The following is a 17,944-nucleotide window of genomic DNA, read 5'->3' on the forward strand; positions in this document are numbered from 1 at the left end:
AGGACGTGGCAGTCATCGAACAGCACCGTCGACGTTTACACCAGGGGTCGCTCCGATTGCGCCCGAAGATCTTCCTCGTCCGCCAGGGAAGCCAGGACGGCAGGAAGATCCGTCAGGGTGGACAGCTCCGCGTCTGGCCGCACCCCCGGCGGGCAGGTTCGACCAACGCGGTTGAGCCAGACTCCACGCAGCCCGGCGGTCTGCGGCCCGACCACGTCGTGGGCGATCGAATCGCCGACGTACACGACCTGCCGGGCCGGCACCCCGGCTGCCTGGACCACCGCCGCGTAGAACTCTGGCGCCGGTTTCTTCGGCAGCCCGTTGTCGTGCGCGTACACCTCGAAGGCGAACCTCCCGCCGAGCCCGCAGCGCTCCGCGCGACTGTTGCCGTTGGTGGCGTAGCCCACCGCCCACCTCTCCGCCAGGGCTGCGAGCGCGGGCAGCACATCCGGGAAGGGGCGGGTCAGCGCGAACCGCCGGGCGAAGTAGTGCGCCAGCAGGTCGTCCAGGTGCGCGTCGAGCCCGACCCGGGACACCGACCGGGAAAGCGCCATCCGTCGCACCTCCGGCGTCGACCGAGCGGGGTTCGCGGCGAAGGTCACGGACCAGTCGTGCTCCAGGTCAGCGAGCGAGACCGCAGCCGCCGCCGGGGTCAACCGGCGCATCTCGTCGAGGACGGCCAGCAGCCCGCCGGTCATCGCTGGGCGCAGGTCGAGCAGGGTTTCGTCGGCGTCGAACACCACCGTCCTCAGCATGGCGTCGAGCTTGCCAGGGTCAACCGCGGGTGGCGAGTGCCGGTTTCTGGTCCTGCTCAACCGTTGGGGTCTCGCGTGGCTCGTCGAGGCGGACCAGGGCCACCCCGGCGACGATCAGGGCCCCACCGACGAGCTGGACCACGGTGGGCAGCTCGGCCAGCACCAGCCAGGCGATGAGCACGGCGAACATCACCTCGGTCAGGCCGACGAAGGAGGCCAGCCGGGCACCGAGGAGACGGGTCGAGACGACCCCGGTGAGGTACGCGAGCACCGCCGCCACCAGCACCAGCCCCGCCACCGGCACCAGCCAGCTGGTGCGCTGCCCGGCGAAGTCGACCGCGCCGGTGTACGTCCGCAGCGGCAACACCCCGACCAGCCCGAGAAGGAGCAGCACGCCAGCGCCGACCGCCATCCCACCGGAGGCCAGCACCACCGACGGGAGGTTGGCGTCCATCCGGCCGGCGAGCACGAAGTAGCCGGCCAGCCCGACGGCCGCGCCGAGCCCCCAGAGCACCCCCACCGGGTCGAGCCGCTCGGCCCCGGCGAGGTCGAGCACGAGGCCGAGCCCGGCCAGGGCGACGATCGACCCGACGACGGTGAGCCGGCGGGGTCGTTGCCCGTGGGCCAGCCACATCCAGCCGACCACCACCACGACGGCCAGGTACTCCAACATCAGCGCGACGCCGACCGGCAGGTAGCGCACCGCGTTGAAGAAGCACACCTGGGCGAGGGCGACGCCGAGCAGCCCGAACGCGGTGATCGAGGCGGCGTTACGGCGGAGCAGCGACCAGCGACCGCGCAGCGCCAGCACCGCGGGCGCCGTCAACACCAGAGCGGCGAGGCCGACCCGGACGACCACCGCCGCCTCGGCGGACCAGCCGGCGTCGATCAACGAGCGGGCGAACGTCCCGGAGGTCGCGAAGGTCAGTGCCGAGAGCACCGCCAGCAGCAGGCCGGCGCTGCCGCGCGGGGGTTGGCGCATGGGTTCTCCTTGGCAACAACACCATGTAATGGGCAAAATGCGCTTACGTCGATGACGCTAGCGCTACCAGGATAGGAGTCAAATTGCTTTTTGCCCATGACACGGAGTGCGGGCTGATCGCCGCCGCCGCCCTGGTGAACACCGACGGCAGCGCCGGCGACGGCCTACCCGACACGGCCGCGCTGAACAACTTCTTCGTCGCCCACGCGTACAGCGGACGACACGAGCACACCGACGGCGAACTCCGGGCGGTACGCGAGCTGCGCCCCCGGCTGCGCCGCCTCTGGCACGGCGACACCGACGAGATCGTGTCCATCGTCAACGGACTGCTCCGGGAAAACGCCGCCCTGCCCCAGCTCATCACGCACGACGACGAGCCGTACCACCTGCACGCGGTGCCCCGGGACGCGCCGCTGGCGACCCGGATGGCGGTGGAGGCCGCGATGGCGATGGCCGACCTCGTCCGCAGCGGCGAACTGGGCCGGCTACGAAGCTGCGACCACCCTGGGTGCGGCAACGTGTTGGTCGACCTGTCGCGAAACCGGTCCCGCCGCTTCTGCGACGCCGGCTGCGGCAACCGGGCCGCCGTCACCGCCTACCGGGCGCGCAAGACCGCCAGCCGGCCCGGACCGGCCGTGGTGCCGCCACCCCAGTTCTGACCGTTGCATTACGGAGTTCGGTAACCCCGGCCCCGACCGGGCATCCTGGACAGGCACGGTCGCACGGGCGGCGCGGCGAGGAAGGCTGGTGGGGTGGAAGAGTGGGATCTGGTGGTCCTCGGTGGTGGCACCGCGGGGCTCGTGGCGGCCAAGACCGCCGGCCGGTTCGGTGCCCGGGTGCTGCTGGTCGAATCCGCGCGCACCGGCGGTGACTGCCTCTGGACCGGCTGCGTGCCCAGCAAGTCGCTGATCGCCGCCGGGCACGCCGCGCACGCCGTCCGCACCGCCGACCGGTACGGGGTGCGGACCGGCCCGCCGAAGATCGACGACGCCGCCGTGCTCGCCCACGTACGGTCGGCGATCACCCGGATCGAACCGGTGGACTCCCCCGCCGCGATCAGCGCGACGGGGGCGACGGTGGTGGCCGGCCGGGCGGAGTTCACCGGCCCGGCGACGCTGCGGATCACCGACGACGCGGGCACCCGACCCGCGCGGTTCCGCTGGGCACTGATCGCCACCGGTGCCACGCCGGCCCTGCCCACCGTGCCCGGCCTGGCCGAGGCCGACCCGCTGACCACCGACACGCTCTGGGAGCTCACCGCGCTGCCCCGGCGGCTGGCGATCCTCGGCGGCGGCCCGATCGGCTGCGAGCTGGGCCAGGCCCTCGCCCGGCTCGGCGTCGAGGTCACCGTCGTGGAGGTGGCCGACCGGCTGCTGGGCAAGGAGGAGGCGGAGGTCGGCGCGCTGATCGCCGAGCGGCTGCGGGCCGAGGGCGTGACCGTGAAGACCGGGACCGCCGTCGACCGGGTCACCGCCGGCACGCTCCACCTCAGCAGCGGCGAGACGGTCCAGGTCGACCGGATCCTGGTCGCCACCGGACGCCGACCGCGCAGCGCCGACCTGGGCCTCGCCGCCGCCGGAGTGCGCTGCACCGAACAGGGGCATGTCGTGATCGACGGCCTGATGGCGACCAGCAACCGACGGATCTACGCCGCCGGTGACGTAACCGGCACCCTCCCGTTCACCCACGTCGCCGGGGTGCAGGGCGGGTACGCCGCCACCAACGCGCTGCTCGGGCTGCGCCGCCGCATCGACTACGCTGCCGTACCGTGGGTGACCTTCACCGACCCGGAGGTGGCGCGCGTCGGGGCGACCCTCGCCCAGGCCCGCCAGCGGCACGGCACCCGTGCCCGCGCGGAGCGGCTCTCCCACGACCACGTCGACCGGGCGATCACCGACCGTCGTACCGATGGATTCACCCAACTGGTGAGCGGGCCGGGCGGCCGGCTCCTCGGCGCCACCGTCGTCTCGCCCCGGGCCGGTGAGACCATCGCCGAGCTCGCCGCCGCGATCCGACGCGGCGCGAAGGTACGCGACGTCGCCGGCACCGTGCACCCCTACCCGACGTACGCGGACGGGCCGTGGAACGCCAGTCTCGCCCAGCTCCGCGCCGACCTGTCCACGCCGCTGCCGGCCCGGGCGATGACCGCGCTCCGCACCCTGCGCCGCGCCCTGCACCCGATCCGGGGTGGGAACCGATGACCGACGAAGCAACCCGGCCCGCGGCGGCGTCCCGGCTCGTCCGGATCGTCGGCTCACCATGGCCGAGGCTGGCCTTCCTGGTGGTGCTGCTGGCCGGCGCGGCGACCCTGCTGGCCACCCAGGGCACCCCGGATGTGGCGGTGCTGCGGGACCGGGTCGCCGCCGCCGGGCCGTGGGCGCCGCTGCTCTACATCGCCGGGTACGCGCTGGGCACCGTGCTGCTGGTCCCCGGTGTGCTGCTCACCGCGGCCGCCGGGGCGCTGTTCGGAGTGGTCGGCGGATCAGTGGTGGTGCTGGTGGGGGCGACCACCGGGGCGGTGGCGTCGTTCCTGCTCGGCCGGCTGCTGGGCCGCCCGGCCGTGGAGCGGCTGGTCGGCGGCCGACTGCACCGCCTGGACCGGTTCCTGGCGCGGCGCGGGCTGATCGCGGTGATCGGGCTGCGGCTCGTGCCGCTGGTCCCGTTCGCGCTGCTCAACTACGGCTCCGGGGTTACCGCCGTGCGGCTGCGTGACTACGCCCTCGGCTCGGCGATCGGCATGACGCCGGGAATCGTCGCCTACACCGCGGTCGGTGGGTCGCTGACCGACCCCACCTCGCCGCAGTTCCTCGCCGCCGTCGCCGGTCTGGCCGCGCTGACTCTGGCCGGTGTGGCAGCGGCCCGCCGGGCCCGCCGCCGGGACTCCCGCCCGGTGCCGACCGCCGAGGGCACCACCGGGTCGGCGTTGCGGCTGCCGCCACCGTCGCCGCCGAGGTCCGCCCCGTGATCGACGCACGTCTGCGGCCGGTCCTGGCCAAGACCCTGGACCGGTGCGCCGCCGCCGTGGACCGGCCCTGGGTGACGCCCGGCCGGTTGACCGCCGCCGGCCTGACCCTGGGCCTGGCCGCGAGCGCCGCCGCGGCGGCCGGCTGGTGGTGGCCGGCGCTGGTCGCGTGGCTGGTATCCCGGCTCGCCGACGGCCTCGACGGCCCCCTCGCGCGCCGCCGCGGCACCGCCTCCCCGTTGGGCGGCTTCCTCGACATCGTCGCGGACTTCACCGTGTACGGGGCGTTCGTCGCCGGGGTCGCCGTCGGCGTCGACGGGCCCGCCACCCCGTTCCTGGTCCTGCTGGTGACCTACTACGTCAACGGGGCGACGCTGCTGGCGTACTCGTCGATCGCCGAACGGGTCGGCCGGGAACGCGGTGACGAGCGGTCGCTGCACTTCCTCGGTGGACTGGCCGAGGGCACCGAGACCATCGCCGTACACGCCCTGTTCTGCCTGCTGCCCGGTCTCGCCGGGCAGCTCGCCTGGGGGTGGGCCGCCGTGGTGGCCATCACCGCCGGGCAACGCGTCATGCACGCCGTCCGTACCCTGTCCGAACCCGCCGGGAGGCCCACCCGATGACCCGACGATGGCGCGCGGTCGCGTCGCTGACCGCCGCCGGCCTGCTCGCCGCCGGCTGCACCACCGGCACCGACGACGCCGACCCCGCCCCCCGCGACTTCGACCAGGTGCTGCGGGAGGCCCGCGGGCAGACGGTCAACCTCTTCATGTACGGCGGCGACGACGGCGCCAACCGCTACCTCGACGAGGTCGTCGCCCCGGCCGCCCGCGAGCGCCTCGACGTCCGGATCAACCGGGTACCGATCACCGACACCGCCCTAGCGGTCAACAAGGTCCTCGGCGAAAAGCAGGCCGGCCGCGGCTCGGGCGGGTCGGTGGATCTGGTGTGGATCAACGGGGAGAACTTCCGCACCGGCAAGCAGGCCGGGCTGTGGCAGTGCGGGCTGGTCGAGCTGCTGCCGAACATGCGCTACGTCGACTGGTCCGAGCCGACCGTCGCCAACGACTTCGGCACCCCGGTCGAGGGGTGCGAGGTGCCGTGGAGCCGCGCCCAGTTCGCGTTCAGCTACGACTCCGCCCGGGTCAGCGACCCGCCGACCAGCCTCGCCGGGCTACTGGACTGGATCCGCGCCCACCCGGGCCGATTCACCTACCCGGCCCCGCCGGACTTCACCGGCTCGGTCTTCGTCCGACACGCCCTCTACCACGAGGCCGGCGGGGTCGACCAGGTCCCGGACGACTTCGACCAGGCCGCCTACGACCGGCTCACCCCGCCACTGTGGCAGACCCTGCGCGAGCTGCGGCCCGCCCTGTGGCGCGCGGGTGAGACGTACCCGGCCAACGAGAAGGAGCTCAACGACCTGTACGCCAACGGGCAGGTCGACTTCACCATGACGTACGGGCCGGCGCAGGTGACCAGCCTGGTCGAACGGGAACAGTTCCCGGCCACCACCCGTACCCTGCTGCTGGACGAGGGCACCATCGGCAACACCAACTACCTCGCCGTACCGGCCAACGCCGCCAACCGTTCCGCCGCCCTCGCCCTGGCCGACCTGATGCTCTCCCCCGAGCTGCAGTACGAGAAGGCCCGCCCCGACGGGTGGGGCCAGTATCCGGCCGTGGACCTCGACAAGCTCGACGTCGAATGGCGGGACCGCTTCGCCGCCCTGCCCACCTCGGCCCAGGTGCCGAGCTACGACCAGCTGTCCCGCAACAGTCAACCGGAGCTGCGGGCGGAGTGGCTGCCGCCGTTGGAGGAGGGCTGGCGGCGCGAGGTGCTGCAACAGTGAACCACCGCCGTACCGGGCTCCTGCTGATCCTGCCGGCGCTGGCCACCGTGGTGCTGCTCTTCGGCGGCGGCCTCGGCTACGGGTTCGCGCAGAGCCTCGGCCTGGCCGGGTTCACCGACACACCGGTCGGCCTGGCCGCCTACCAGCGGGTGACCGACGGTCCGGCGTTCACCAACGGGCTGCTGCTGAGCCTCTGGATCTCCACCGTCGCCACCGGGCTCGCCGTCGCCGTCGGGGTCGCCGCCGCCCTGGCCCTGCGCCGCACCGCCCCGGGTCGACGCGCGGCCACCTTCCTGGCCCAGCTCGGACTGCCGGTGCCGCACCTGATCGGCGCGGTCGCGATCGGGCTGCTGCTGGCCGACTCCGGCCTGCTGGCCCGCGCCGCCCGTACGGTCGGCGTCGCGCTGCCCGCCCTGGTCGCCGACCCGCACGCGGTCGCCGTGATCGCCGAGTACGTGTGGAAGGAGGCGCCGTTCGTGCTGATCGTCGTCCTCGCCGCGCTCGGCGGGCCGGTCGCCGAGCACGAACGGGTCGCCGCCACCCTCGGTGCCCGCCCCCGGCAGGTGCTGCGGCACGTGACCCTGCCCCTGCTCGCCCCGTCGATCCTGGCCGTGGCGGTGCTGATCTTCGCCTTCACCCTCGGCGCGTACGAGGTGCCCGCGCTGCTCGGCCGCGCCTACCCGCAGCCGCTACCGGTCCTGGCCTACCAACGGTTCGCCGCCGCCGAGCTCTCCGGCCGGGCCGAGGGCATCGCCATCGCCCTGCTGATCGCGGTCATCGCCGTCGCGGCGGCGCTCGCGTACACCGGGGCCAGCCGGCGGGCCGTCGGCCGGGTGACGGGAGCGCGGCGATGACGGAAACGGGGCTGGCGACGGGATCTCGGCCGGTGCAGGGAGCGCGGCCGGTGAGCGGAGCGGGGCCGGTAAGGGGAGCGCGGCGGCCCCGGCGGCCGCTCGGTGTGGGGCTGGCCCGCCCCACGGTCCTGATCCTCACCGGCCTCTGGGTGGCGGGGCCGCTGCTGCCGCTGGCCGTGCAGGCCTTCACCGACCAGTGGTTCTACCCCGACCTGTGGCCGAACCGCTGGTCGCTGGCCGGCTGGGAGCAGGCCCTCGGGCCGCAGTCCCGCCTCGCCGAGGCCGTCGCCACCTCCATCGGCATCGGCGCCGCCGTCGCCGCCCTCGCCACCGCCCTCGGGGCCGCCGCCGGGCGGGCGCTGGCCTGGCACCGGCTGCCGGGGAGACGGTTGATCGAGCTGGTCCTGCTCGCCCCGGTACTGGTGCCCCCGTTCGCCGTCGCCATGGGCGCGCAGGTCGTCTACCTGCGCGCCGGGCTCGCCGACTCGCTCACCGGCGTGGTCCTGGCCCAGCTACCGGCGGCCACCGCGTACGCCACGCTGCTGATGTCCGGGATGTGGGCCGGGGTCGACCCCGCTCTGGAACGGCAGGCCCGCACCCTCGGCGCCGGGGCGTGGCGGGCGTTCCGCGAGGTCAGCCTCCCCCAGCTGCGCGGTGGCCTGGTCGTCGCCGCCATGTTCGCCTTCCTCATCTCCTGGAGCGACTATTTGTTGACCCTGCTCATCGGTGGTGGCGTCGTCACCACCGTGCCGCTGCTGCTCTTCGCCACCGCCGCCGGCAGCGGCAACCAGGCCGCCACCGCGGCCATCGCGCTGGTCGCCGTCGCCCCGCCCCTGCTGCTGACCGCCCTCGCCGCCCGGCAACTCGCCGGCCGCGACACCGCCCTGCTCGGAGTCGGCCGATGACCACCGACATCACCATCGCCGACCTGGACCACACCTACCCGGGTGCCACCACGCCGACGCTGCGCCGGGTCAGCCTGGAGGTGCCGGCGGGCACCCGTACCGCCGTCCTCGGGCCCTCCGGCAGCGGCAAGTCCACCCTCCTGTCGATCGTCGCCGGGCTGAGCACCCCCACCGGCGGCGACGTCCGGCTCGCCGGCCACAGTGTGCTGCACCAGCCCCCGCACCGGCGCGACCTCGGCGTCGTCTTCCAACGCCCCCTGCTCTTCCCGCACCTCACCGTGGCCGAGAACATCGCCTTCGGCCTGCGCATGCGCGGCACCGACCGCGCTGCCATCCGGCGGCGGGTCACCGAGCTGCTCGACGCCGTCGCGCTCCCGGGCTACGGCGAGCGGCGTAGCGGCGAACTCTCCGGCGGCCAGCAGCAGCGCGTCGCCCTCGCCCGCGCCCTGGCCGCCCGCCCCGGTGTCCTGCTGCTCGACGAGCCGTTCAGCGCCCTCGACCCGCAGCTACGCGGCGACATGCGGGCGCTCCTCACCGAGCTGCACCGCCGGGAGGGCAGCACCACCCTCTTCGTCACCCACGACCGCGACGAGGCCACCGACGTGGCCGACACGGTCACCGTGCTCCTCGATGGTCGGGTCGCGCAGCACGCCCCGCCCGCCGACCTGTTTCGCCGGCCCGCGACCCTGACCGTCGCCCGGTTCCTGGGCGGCGCCGGCAACGCCATCCCCGGCACCGCTTCCGCCGGCCACTTCGACTGCCCCCTCGGCCGGCTCCGCCTCGACACCGACCACCGCGGGGCGGGCCTGCTCCTCATCCGCCCCGCAGCCATCGTGGTCGGCGACCATCCGGGCGACAACGTGGTGCCGGCGACCATCACCGCCGTCACCGACCGCGGCACCCACCTCGACATCCAGGCCACCAGCGGTGGAGTCACCCTGCAGCTCACCACCGGGCCGGCAGCACCGCTGCGCCCCGGCGACGACACCCCCCTCTGGCTGCCCCCGGCCCACCTCAGCGTGGTAACCCCGTAGCCAGATGAGGGGAACGGTTCGTGGTCCGGGCCCGGGTGCCCGTCGCCTACCCCGCCTGTCGTACCCGCTGGGCGACGTCGCGGTAGAAGAGGGCCGAGCGCTTCGGCACCCGCCGTTGGGTCTCGTAGTCCACCCGGACTAGGCCGAACCGCTTCGCGTACCCCTCGGCCCACTCGAAGTTGTCCAGCAGGGACCAGGCCAGGTAGCCGCGGACGTCGGCCCCACGTTGCCGGGCCCGGGCTACCGCCCGCAGGTGCTCGGCGACGAAGGCGACGCGGTCGTCGTCGGCGACGAACCCGTCGGCGTCCGGCTCGTCGTCGAAGGCGGCACCGTTCTCGGTAATGACCATGGGAATGCCGGGATAGTCGTGGCCGAGGCGGACCAGCAGCTCCGTCAGGCCCTCGGGCTGGATCTCCCACCCCATCGCGGTCGTCGGCCGGCCGGTGGGCAGGGAGCGTCGAACGGGTAGGCCGTCCGCCTCCGCGGTGCGGCCCTGCTCGTCGGTGCCGCTGATCCGGTGGGCGAAGTAGTAGTTGACGCCGAGCACGTCGATCGGCGCGGAAATGGTCTCCAGATCGCCCGGTCGCACCGGTATCTGGACGCCGACCCGGGCGAGGTCGGCGACCACGTCGTCGGGGTAGCTGCCACGCAGCACAGGGTCGAGGTAGAGCCGGTTGCCGAGGCCGTCCGCGAGGCGGGCCGCGTTGCGGTCCACCGCACTGTCGGTGGCCGGCTGCCCCGGCCCCAGGTTCAGGGTGATGCCAAGCTGGGTGCCGGGGGCGGAGGCGGCCCGCAGCCGCTCGGTAGCGAGGCCGTGACCGAGCAACAGATGATGGACCGCGGCGACAGCGTCACCCAGGTCGCGCCGGCCCGGGGCGTGTACGCCGACGTGGTAGCCGAGCATCGCCGCGCAGAGCGGCTCATTGAGCGTCGTCCAGGTGGGTACGCGGTCACCGAGCGCGTCGTGGACGAGCATCGCGTAGTCGGCGAACCGGTACGCGGTGTCCCGGCCCGGCCAGCCGCCGGCATCCTCCAGCTCCTGCGGCAGGTCCCAGTGGTAGAGCGTGATCCACGGTTCGACACCGCGACTGAGCAGTTCGTCCACGAGCCGGTCGTAGAAGGCCAGGCCAGCGTGGTTGACGGGGCCGCGCCCGCCCGGTTGCACCCGCGGCCAGGCCACCGAGAAGCGGTAGGTGTCCAGGCCGAGGTCCGCGATGAGGGCGACGTCCTCCGGCATCCGGTGGTAGTGGTCGCAGGCGACGTCTCCGTGGTCGGCGTCCCGCACCGCGCCCGGGACGCGGCAGAACGTGTCCCAAATGGAGGGGGTACGGCCGTCCTCGCTCGTCGCACCCTCGATCTGGTAGGCCGACGTCGCCACGCCCCACCGGAACGTGGCCGGCAGCGCCCAGATCGGGTCGTCCTGGTCCACGGTCAGCGAGGCACGGCGCGCGGTGGGGGTAGGAGATGGGGTGGTGTCCATGCTGCTCCTGTCACGGTCGGGTCTCGGTGGCGGGCTCGGCGGTGGGGTGCAGCCAGCAGGCGACGGTGCGGCCGGCGTGGCTGTCGGCGGGTCGGCCCAGGGGTGGCAGCCGGCTGCGGCACACGTCGAGGGCGTACGGGCAGCGAGGGTGGAAAGCGCAGCCGGTGGGCATCGCCCGGAGGTCGGGCGGGGATCCAGGAATGCCGGTGAGGGTACGTAGCGGCCCTCGCAGGGCGGGGAATGACTGCAGCAGGCCCTCGGTGTACGGGTGCAGGGCCTGCTGGTAGAGCCGATCACTCGCGGCCTGCTCGACGACGCGACCGCCGTACATGATGGCGATGTGGTCGGAGAATTCGACCAGTAACGACAGGTCGTGGGTGATGAACAGGACGGCGAATTCGAGCCGCTGACGCAGCTGCGCGAGCTCGCCGAGAATCTGCCGCTGCATGACCACGTCCAGTGCGGTGGTCGGTTCGTCCATGATGACCAGCTGCGGTTCGAGCAACAGTGCCATCGCGATCATTACCCGTTGCCGCATGCCGCCGGAGAGCTGGTGTGGGTAGGCGTCCAGCCGGTCCGCTGGGATGCCGACCAGCCGCAGGACCTCTTGGGCCCGCTCGCGCCGCCCGACGGCGGTGCTGGTCGGCCGGTGTGCCTTGAGCACGTCCAGCAGCTGGGTGGAGATCCGGTGCACGGGATTGAGCGAGTTCATGGCGCCCTGGAACACCACGGCCGTCTCGGCCCAGCGGAAGCGGCGCAGTTGCGCGGGCGTCATGGCCAGCACATCCACCGGGGCACCGGCCGGCGGATGGTAGATCACCTGCCCGCCGGTCACCACTCCGGGCGGGGGTAGCAGCCGGGTCAGCCCGTAGGCCAGGGTGGACTTGCCGCTGCCACTCTCGCCGGCGAGGCCGAGCACCTGGCCCCGGTGCAGGGTCAGGTCCACGTCGCGGACCGCGCGGACCGCCGTCTCCCCCACGCCGTAGTCAACGCAGAGGTTGCGGATCTCCAGCACCGGGCTACTCACGGGACGACCTCCTCGTCGTGGTCGGCCGGCGCCGCTGCCGACGTGGTTGACGACTTTGTGGCGGTGCCGACGCGAGGACCGGGGTGAAGCCGGTCCGCATCCGGACGGTGCGGCCGTCGGGAGTCCGGATCGGTCCGCTGCCTGAGGTACGAAGCCGAGGGCTGACCAGTTCGTCGATGCCGAAGTTGACCAACGCGAGGGCGGTGCCGAGCAGCGCGATGGCCAGGCCCGCGGGTACGAACCACCACCAGGCGCCCTGCGCGAGGGCCTGTTGGCTCTGGGCCCAGTAGAGGATGGTGCCCCAGTTCCACGGGGAGATGGACGAGATTCCGATGAAGGCCAGGGTGATCTGCGACATCACCGCGAAGATCACGGTGCCGATGAAGCCCGAGGAGATCACCGCGGTCAGGTTCGGCAGGACCTCGAAGGCGATGATGCGCCAGGTCGACTCGCCGGTGGCGCGGGCGGCCTCGACGAAGTCCCGGCGACGCAGCGACAGGGTCTGCGCGCGCAGCACCCGGGCCCCCCAGGCCCAGGATGTGAGCCCGATGAGCAACGCGATGGTCAGGTCACCGGACTCGGGAATGGCGGCGGAGACGATGATGATCAGAGGTAGCGCCGGGATCACCAGGAACACGTTGGACAGCACCGAGAGGCTCTCGTCAGCGACACCGCCGAGGTGGCCGGCGGTAACACCTACGACGACCGCGAGCAGCGTGGCCACGATGCCGGCGGTGAAGCCGACCAGCAGCACCCCCCGGGTGCCGACCAGAACCTGGCTGAAGATGTCCTGCCCGAGGTGTGTCGTGCCGAACCAGTGCTGGCCGGAGGGCGGTTGCAACAGGTCGGCGCTGCGGCGGCCGGGGTCGTACGGGGCCAGCCAGGGACCGATGACCGCGACTACGGCGAAGAACCCGAGGGTGATCAGCCCCGTCATGGCCTTACGGTTGCGCAGCAGCGGGAGTCGCCGCCCGGGGCGGTGGCGCACTCCGGTGCCGACCGTCGCGGGGCCGGCCGGGGTGGCGGCGTCAACGGTGCCGGCAGGGACAGCCATCTCCTCAGCCCTCCTTGCGGGTACGCGGGTCGAGTGCGAGGTACGCCAGGTCGGCGAGCAGGTTCGCCACCAGCACCGAGACTGTGATGATCAGAAATATGCCCTGTAGGAGGGGGTAGTCCTTGGCGCCGACCGCCTGGAAGAGCTGGAAGCCCAGGCCGGGGTAGGAGAAGACGATCTCCACCAGCAGGGTGCCGCCGACGATGAAGCCGAGGGACAGCGCGAAGCCGGAGATGTTGGGTAGCAGCGCGTTGCGCGCGGCGTAGTGCAGGGCGACCCGGCGTTCACCGAGGCCCTTGGCGTGGGCGACGGTGATGTAGTCCTCGGCGGCGACGGTGACCATCATGTTGCGCATGCTGAGCACCCAGCCGCTCATTGAGGAGACCAGGATGGTGGCCGCCGGCAGCAGGCTGTGCTGTAGCGCGCTGCCGAGGAAGATGGTGTCGAAGGCGGGTACCAGGCCGGGTTCGTAGCCACCCGAGGACGGGAAGAAGCTGCCGGGGCCGGTGAGCAGGGCGATCGCGACGAGCCCGAGCCAGAAGTACGGGATCGAGGAGAGGAACGTGGTGACCGGCAGCAGCCCGTCCAGCCAGGAGCCACGCCGCCAGCCGGCCAGGACGCCCAGCCCGGTGCCGAGGGCGAAGCTGACCAACGTAGTGATGCCGACCAGCGCGACGGTCCAGGGCAGCGCGTTCCCGATCACGTCGGAGACCGGGGTCGGGAAGAAGGTGAAGGAGAGTCCGAGGTCACCACGGAGCAACTGCGCCCAGTAGTCAACGTACTGCCCCCAGAGGCTCCGCTCCTGGTCGAGCCCGAACAGCACGTACAGCGAGTCGATGGCGTCGGCGCTCAGTTGCCCCTGGTAGCGGGCGATCAGGGAGCGGACCGGGTCACCGGGGATGAGCCGGGGCAGGAAGAAGTTGATGGTGATGGCGGCCCAGACGGTGAAGAGGTAGAAGGCGAGCCGCTGCAGCAGGAACCTCACCCGTCCCCCTTCCCCGCGCCGGCGATCGACCCGGCGGGGTGCCGGTCGTAGAGCCAGCAGGCCGCCCAGTGGCCCGGCTTGTCCCCCACGTCGAGGCGGGGCGGCAGGTCGGTGGCGCAGCGGGGCATCACCGCCGGGCAGCGTGGGTGGAACCGGCACCCAGCGGGGGGCCGGATCAGGCTGGGCGGTTCCCCGTCACCGCGGTCGGGCACGGCCGGCGGCGCGGCACCGGTGATCCGGTCCGGGTCGGGTGCCGAGCCGACGAGCAGTCGGGTGTACGGGTGTGCGGGTCGCTGCGTGACGGTCTCGCTGTCGCCGCCCTCCACCGACCTGCCCGCGTACATCACCAGCGTCTCGTCAGCGAAGTAGCGCGCCGAGGCGATGTCGTGGGTGATGTAGAGAACGGCCAGGTGTAGCCGTTCGGTCAGCTCGCGCAGGAGGTTGAGCACGCCCAGTCGGATGGAGACGTCGAGCATGGACACCGGCTCGTCGGCGAGGAGCACCTCCGGGTCGGCGCCGAGCGCGCGGGCGATGGCCACCCGCTGCCGCTGACCGCCGGACAGTTCGTGCGGGAACGCGTCCAGGTAGCGCTGCGGTGGCGTGAGGGCGACCCGTTCCAGCAGCCGGTGCAGGGCGGCCGCACGCTCGGCTGGGCCGCGCCCGGCGGTGCCGTGGATCCGCAGCGCGCGCGTCAGGTGGTAGCGCACGGTGTGTACCGGGTTCAAGGAGGCGAACGGGTCCTGAAAGATCATCTGCACCCGCCGGACGTACGCCCGGAACGGTCGGCCGCTGCGGACGGCGACGGGCTCGCCGTGCAGCAGAATTCGGCCGCTGGTGGGCGGTTGCAGTTGGGCCAACAGGCGCGCGACGGTGGACTTCCCGGAGCCGGACTCTCCGACGAGCGCCGTCACCCGGCCACGGCGCAGGGTCACGGTCACGTCGTCAACGGCGTGCACGACGGGCCGCTGCCGGCGCAGGAGTTGCGCCAGCCCCCGGCGGACGGGGAAGTGCCGGGTCACCGCCTCGGCGGTGAGCACCACGTCGGAGCGGGGTTCGGTCTCGGTCATCTGGGCTCCTTCGCCCGGGCGGGCCGGACGCGGGCGCGGGGCCCACTAGGACGAGGTCCCGCACCCGGTCCGCGCTCAGGAGGTGGGGGTGAGACGCAGCAGCACGTCCAGGGCGCTGGGTTGGGTCGGCTGCGCGGACGCGTAGGGGTCGGCGTCACTCGGCCAGCCGGTCCAGTTCCTGGTGACGTACGCGCCGCCGACATTGCCGGCTCCGGCCGGCAGCATCGGCGCCTGCTCGACCATGATCGTCTGGAGGGTGTTCAGGGCCGCGGTCCGGCTGGCGTCGTCGGTGGCCTCGGCGTAGTTCCGCAGCGCCCGCGTCGCCTCCGGGCTGTCAAACCGGCCGAAGTTGCCCTGCTGGGAGACGGTTCCGATCGGCTTGAGCAGCGCGCCATCCATGATCGTCCGGTAGAGGTCGTAGGGGGTGGCACCCGAGTCCGTCCAGCGGAAGGTGCCCTCGAAGGTGCCCTCCTCGACGGACTTCTGCCATGCCTCGGTGTTGGCCTTGTCGACGGTGGCGGCGATGCCGATCGTGGACAGGTTGTCCTTCACGATCTCCAGGCTGGTGATGTAGTCGGACCAGCCGGCCGGGTCGCTGAGCTTGATGGTGACCGGCTCACCGGACGGGTCGCGCAGCGTGTCGCCGTCGAACCGGAAGCCGGCGTCGGTCAGCACCTTCTTCGCGCCGGCCACGTCGACCTGGTACGTGCGGCCCTTGTACTCGGGGGCGATGAACGGTTCACCGGCCGGGGTGGGGATGCCGGTCACCGAGGTCACCTCGGGCTGGAACCAGCCGGCCGAGGCCTGCACGAAGATGTCATTGCGGTTGATCACCATGTTCATTGCCCGGCGCAGTGCCGGGTTGTCGAACGGTTTACGGGTGGTGTTGATCCACAGGCCGTGCACGCCCAGCGCCGGCGCCGCCCACACCTTGTTGTGTTCCGGGTCCTTGGCGACGAAGACCGTCTGGTAGTTGGGGATGAAGACGAAGCTCCACTCCGACTCGCCGTTGGCCAGGGCGGTCGTCTGCGCGTTGTTGTCGTTGTACGAGGTGTAGCGCAACTCCTTGACCTTCGGCAGGTCCTGCCAGTAGCCGCCGTCGCGCAGGGTGAGGGTGGTGGTCTGCGGGGTGAAGGATTTCAACGTGTAGGGGCCGCTGCCGACCGGCTCGGCGTTGAGGTCGGTGGCCGGGTCCTCGACCGCGGACCAGATGTGCTTCGGCACGATCGGGATCGAACCGAGGACCTTGGTCTGGTTGACGAACTGCGACGCGCCGAAGGTGACGGTCACCTGGTTACCGCTGGTGGTGATCGAGGAGAACGGCAGGGCGTTGAGGTTCAACGCCTCATTGTTCTTGATCATGTCAAGCGTGAACGCGACGTCGTCGGCGGTCAGCTGCTGCCCGTCCGACCAGGTGGCGTTCTCCCGGATGGTCAGGGTGAGGGTGCGGTAGTCGGACGACCACTCCCACTTCGTGGCCAGCCACGGCCGGGCGGGCTCGGCGGGACGGGCCAGATTGGTCATGGCGAGCGGCTCGTAGAGCGTCCACCGGTAGCCGAGAGCCGCCGCCGAGGAGGACTCAAGGAACGGGTTGTGATTCTCAGTCTGCGGGCCACTCGGCATGCCGATGTTGAGTACCGTCACGCCTTCGTCCTGGGCGCGGGTGTTCGCGGTCTCGCCGCAACCGACGAGCGCGGTGGTGGCGACGGTGCCGGCGAGCGCGATGGCAAGGAAACGACGTCTGTCGATCATGACTCCCTGCGTTTCTCCGGCCGGGGGCCGGGGGGAATGGTGCCGGGGAATGAACCAGGGCCGTTGGTGCGACATCAGGCGACGGTGGATTGACGAACGGTGAGGGTGGTGGGGATGACCACCGGCGCCGTTGGCAGCGGTATCCCGTTGAAGTGGTTCAGCAACGCGCGCGCGGCAACCGCACCCATCTCGCGAACGGGTTGGCGCACCGCGGTCAGTGGCGGCTCGGTCTGCGCCGCCAGCGGTAGGTCGTCGAAGCCGACCACGGCCACGTCGGCCGGAACCCGCCGGCCGTTCTCCCGGAGCACCCGCAACGCCCCGGCCGCCATCACGTCGTTGTGCGCGAAGACGGCGTCGAAGTCGAGCCCCTCGGCGACCGCGCGGCCGGCCAACGCCTGCCCGCACTCGTACGTGAAGGCGCCCTCGAAGAGGAGCGCCGGGTCCAGCCGCGCACCGGCGGCGGCGTAGCCGTCGGTGAAGCCGCCCAGGCGCTCCTGGACACAGCCGAAGCGGTACGGCCCGGCGATAACCAGGGGCCGTCGCCGGCCGAGCCCGACCAGGTGCTCGGCGGCCGCCCTCGCCCCCGCCCGGTTCGTGGTGCCGACCGAGGGGAACCTTGGCTCGTGTCCCCGGTCGTCGATCAGCACCACCGGCAACCCCTGGTCGTGCAGCTCGGCGATGTAGTCGAGGGTTCCCTCGGGCTCGATGACCAACAGCCCGTCGAAGGACTTCGCCGACACGTGGGTGGCGAACTGCCGCATCGACTCCACGCCCCGGTTGCAGGTGGACAGCAGCAGCCCGTACCCCTCGCTCTCCACCGCATCCACGGCGCCCTGGAGCACCTGGCCCACCCAGGGCCAGGCGAGCGAGGGGACGAGCATCCCGACGACCCGGGTGGAGCCACGGGCGAGGTTGACAGCGCGGGCACTGGGGACGTAACCGAGCTCGTCGATCACAGCCCGGACTCGCGCCGCCGTGACCTCGTCGAGCTCCCCCTTGCCGTTGATGACCCGGGAGACGGTGGTTTTGCTGACACCCGCCCGGAGCGCAACATCCGCGATGGTGATTGGCACTGACCGCATCCTTGTCAAGCGCTGAATGAGCCCGAAACCGGTTCCGGAATCGGTTTCGGGCAGTCAACACCCGTGAAATGCGTCACGTCAATAACAGGAAGGTAACGGAAGAAGTTTCCTCGCCATCTCTTCTCAGCGCCGCCCCAGGCGTGGTTTCATCGG

The 17,944-nt window shown here is 72.2% G+C and carries 17 protein-coding genes; 8 read left to right on the top strand and 9 right to left on the bottom strand.

Annotated features, from left to right (window positions below; all coding sequences use genetic code 11):
- Positions 1-35: 35 nt before the first annotated feature.
- Positions 36-755, bottom strand: a complete 720-nt coding sequence (locus SALPAC2_RS0114690) for an HAD family hydrolase (protein ID WP_018217399.1) — start codon at positions 753-755, stop codon at positions 36-38.
- A gap of 19 nt (positions 756-774) precedes the next feature.
- Positions 775-1,737, bottom strand: coding sequence for an EamA family transporter (locus SALPAC2_RS0114695; protein ID WP_018217400.1), 963 nt, complete (start codon positions 1,735-1,737; stop codon positions 775-777).
- An 83-nt stretch (positions 1,738-1,820) separates the two neighbouring features.
- Between SALPAC2_RS0114695 and SALPAC2_RS0114700 the strand changes: the two genes are divergently transcribed.
- The 8 genes from SALPAC2_RS0114700 (at position 1,821) to SALPAC2_RS0114735 (ending at position 9,344) form a co-directional block, all read left to right on the top strand.
- Positions 1,821-2,396, top strand: a complete 576-nt coding sequence (locus tag SALPAC2_RS0114700; RefSeq protein ID WP_018217401.1) for a CGNR zinc finger domain-containing protein — start codon at positions 1,821-1,823, stop codon at positions 2,394-2,396.
- A gap of 93 nt (positions 2,397-2,489) precedes the next feature.
- A complete protein-coding gene (locus tag SALPAC2_RS0114705) occupies positions 2,490-3,938 on the top strand; it encodes a dihydrolipoyl dehydrogenase family protein (RefSeq protein WP_018217402.1) in 1,449 nt (482 codons plus the stop codon).
- Positions 3,935-4,702 (top strand): TVP38/TMEM64 family protein, encoded by a 768-nt coding sequence (locus tag SALPAC2_RS0114710; protein WP_018217403.1) that lies wholly within the window; start codon positions 3,935-3,937, stop codon positions 4,700-4,702. Before SALPAC2_RS0114705 ends, SALPAC2_RS0114710 begins: the two co-directional genes overlap by 4 nt.
- Positions 4,699-5,322, top strand: a complete 624-nt coding sequence (locus SALPAC2_RS0114715) for a CDP-alcohol phosphatidyltransferase family protein (RefSeq protein ID WP_018217404.1) — start codon at positions 4,699-4,701, stop codon at positions 5,320-5,322. The genes SALPAC2_RS0114710 and SALPAC2_RS0114715 overlap by 4 nt, the downstream gene beginning before the upstream one ends.
- Positions 5,319-6,551 carry an ABC transporter substrate-binding protein gene (locus tag SALPAC2_RS0114720; protein ID WP_018217405.1) on the top strand — a complete coding sequence of 411 codons (1,233 nt, stop codon included), beginning with the start codon at positions 5,319-5,321 and terminating at the stop codon, positions 6,549-6,551. The genes SALPAC2_RS0114715 and SALPAC2_RS0114720 overlap by 4 nt, the downstream gene beginning before the upstream one ends.
- Entirely contained in the window at positions 6,548-7,405 is an 858-nt protein-coding gene (locus tag SALPAC2_RS0114725; protein WP_018217406.1) for an ABC transporter permease subunit, read from the top strand. Before SALPAC2_RS0114720 ends, SALPAC2_RS0114725 begins: the two co-directional genes overlap by 4 nt.
- A 104-nt stretch (positions 7,406-7,509) precedes the next feature.
- Positions 7,510-8,310, top strand: coding sequence for an ABC transporter permease (locus tag SALPAC2_RS0114730; protein WP_018217407.1), 801 nt, complete (start codon positions 7,510-7,512; stop codon positions 8,308-8,310).
- Positions 8,307-9,344 carry an ABC transporter ATP-binding protein gene (locus tag SALPAC2_RS0114735; RefSeq protein ID WP_018217408.1) on the top strand — a complete coding sequence of 346 codons (1,038 nt, stop codon included), beginning with the start codon at positions 8,307-8,309 and terminating at the stop codon, positions 9,342-9,344. The genes SALPAC2_RS0114730 and SALPAC2_RS0114735 overlap by 4 nt, the downstream gene beginning before the upstream one ends.
- Positions 9,345-9,390: 46 nt before the next feature.
- Here the strand turns inward: SALPAC2_RS0114735 and SALPAC2_RS0114740 are convergent, their stop codons facing one another.
- The 7 genes from SALPAC2_RS0114740 to SALPAC2_RS0114770 all read right to left on the bottom strand — a co-directional run bounded on the left by SALPAC2_RS0114740 (position 9,391) and on the right by SALPAC2_RS0114770 (position 17,791).
- On the bottom strand, positions 9,391-10,824 hold the full coding sequence (locus SALPAC2_RS0114740; protein ID WP_018217409.1) for a GH1 family beta-glucosidase: 1,434 nt from the start codon (positions 10,822-10,824) through the stop codon (positions 9,391-9,393).
- A 10-nt stretch (positions 10,825-10,834) separates the two neighbouring features.
- Positions 10,835-11,851, bottom strand: coding sequence for an ABC transporter ATP-binding protein (locus tag SALPAC2_RS0114745; protein ID WP_018217410.1), 1,017 nt, complete (start codon positions 11,849-11,851; stop codon positions 10,835-10,837).
- Positions 11,844-12,905 carry an ABC transporter permease gene (locus tag SALPAC2_RS0114750; RefSeq protein ID WP_018217411.1) on the bottom strand — a complete coding sequence of 354 codons (1,062 nt, stop codon included), beginning with the start codon at positions 12,903-12,905 and terminating at the stop codon, positions 11,844-11,846. The genes SALPAC2_RS0114745 and SALPAC2_RS0114750 overlap by 8 nt, the downstream gene beginning before the upstream one ends.
- 4 nt (positions 12,906-12,909) lie before the next feature.
- Positions 12,910-13,890 carry an ABC transporter permease gene (locus SALPAC2_RS0114755; protein WP_018217412.1) on the bottom strand — a complete coding sequence of 327 codons (981 nt, stop codon included), beginning with the start codon at positions 13,888-13,890 and terminating at the stop codon, positions 12,910-12,912.
- Complete coding sequence (locus SALPAC2_RS28525) at positions 13,887-14,957, bottom strand: ABC transporter ATP-binding protein (protein WP_018217413.1); 1,071 nt, start codon at positions 14,955-14,957, stop codon at positions 13,887-13,889. The genes SALPAC2_RS0114755 and SALPAC2_RS28525 overlap by 4 nt, the downstream gene beginning before the upstream one ends.
- 75 nt (positions 14,958-15,032) lie before the next feature.
- Entirely contained in the window at positions 15,033-16,709 is a 1,677-nt protein-coding gene (locus SALPAC2_RS0114765) for an ABC transporter substrate-binding protein (protein WP_018217414.1), read from the bottom strand.
- A gap of 74 nt (positions 16,710-16,783) precedes the next feature.
- Positions 16,784-17,791 carry a LacI family DNA-binding transcriptional regulator gene (locus SALPAC2_RS0114770; RefSeq protein ID WP_050563112.1) on the bottom strand — a complete coding sequence of 336 codons (1,008 nt, stop codon included), beginning with the start codon at positions 17,789-17,791 and terminating at the stop codon, positions 16,784-16,786.
- Positions 17,792-17,944 lie beyond the last annotated feature (153 nt).

Source organism: Salinispora vitiensis, assembly GCF_000378825.1.
Taxonomy (GTDB): domain Bacteria; phylum Actinomycetota; class Actinomycetes; order Mycobacteriales; family Micromonosporaceae; genus Micromonospora; species Micromonospora vitiensis.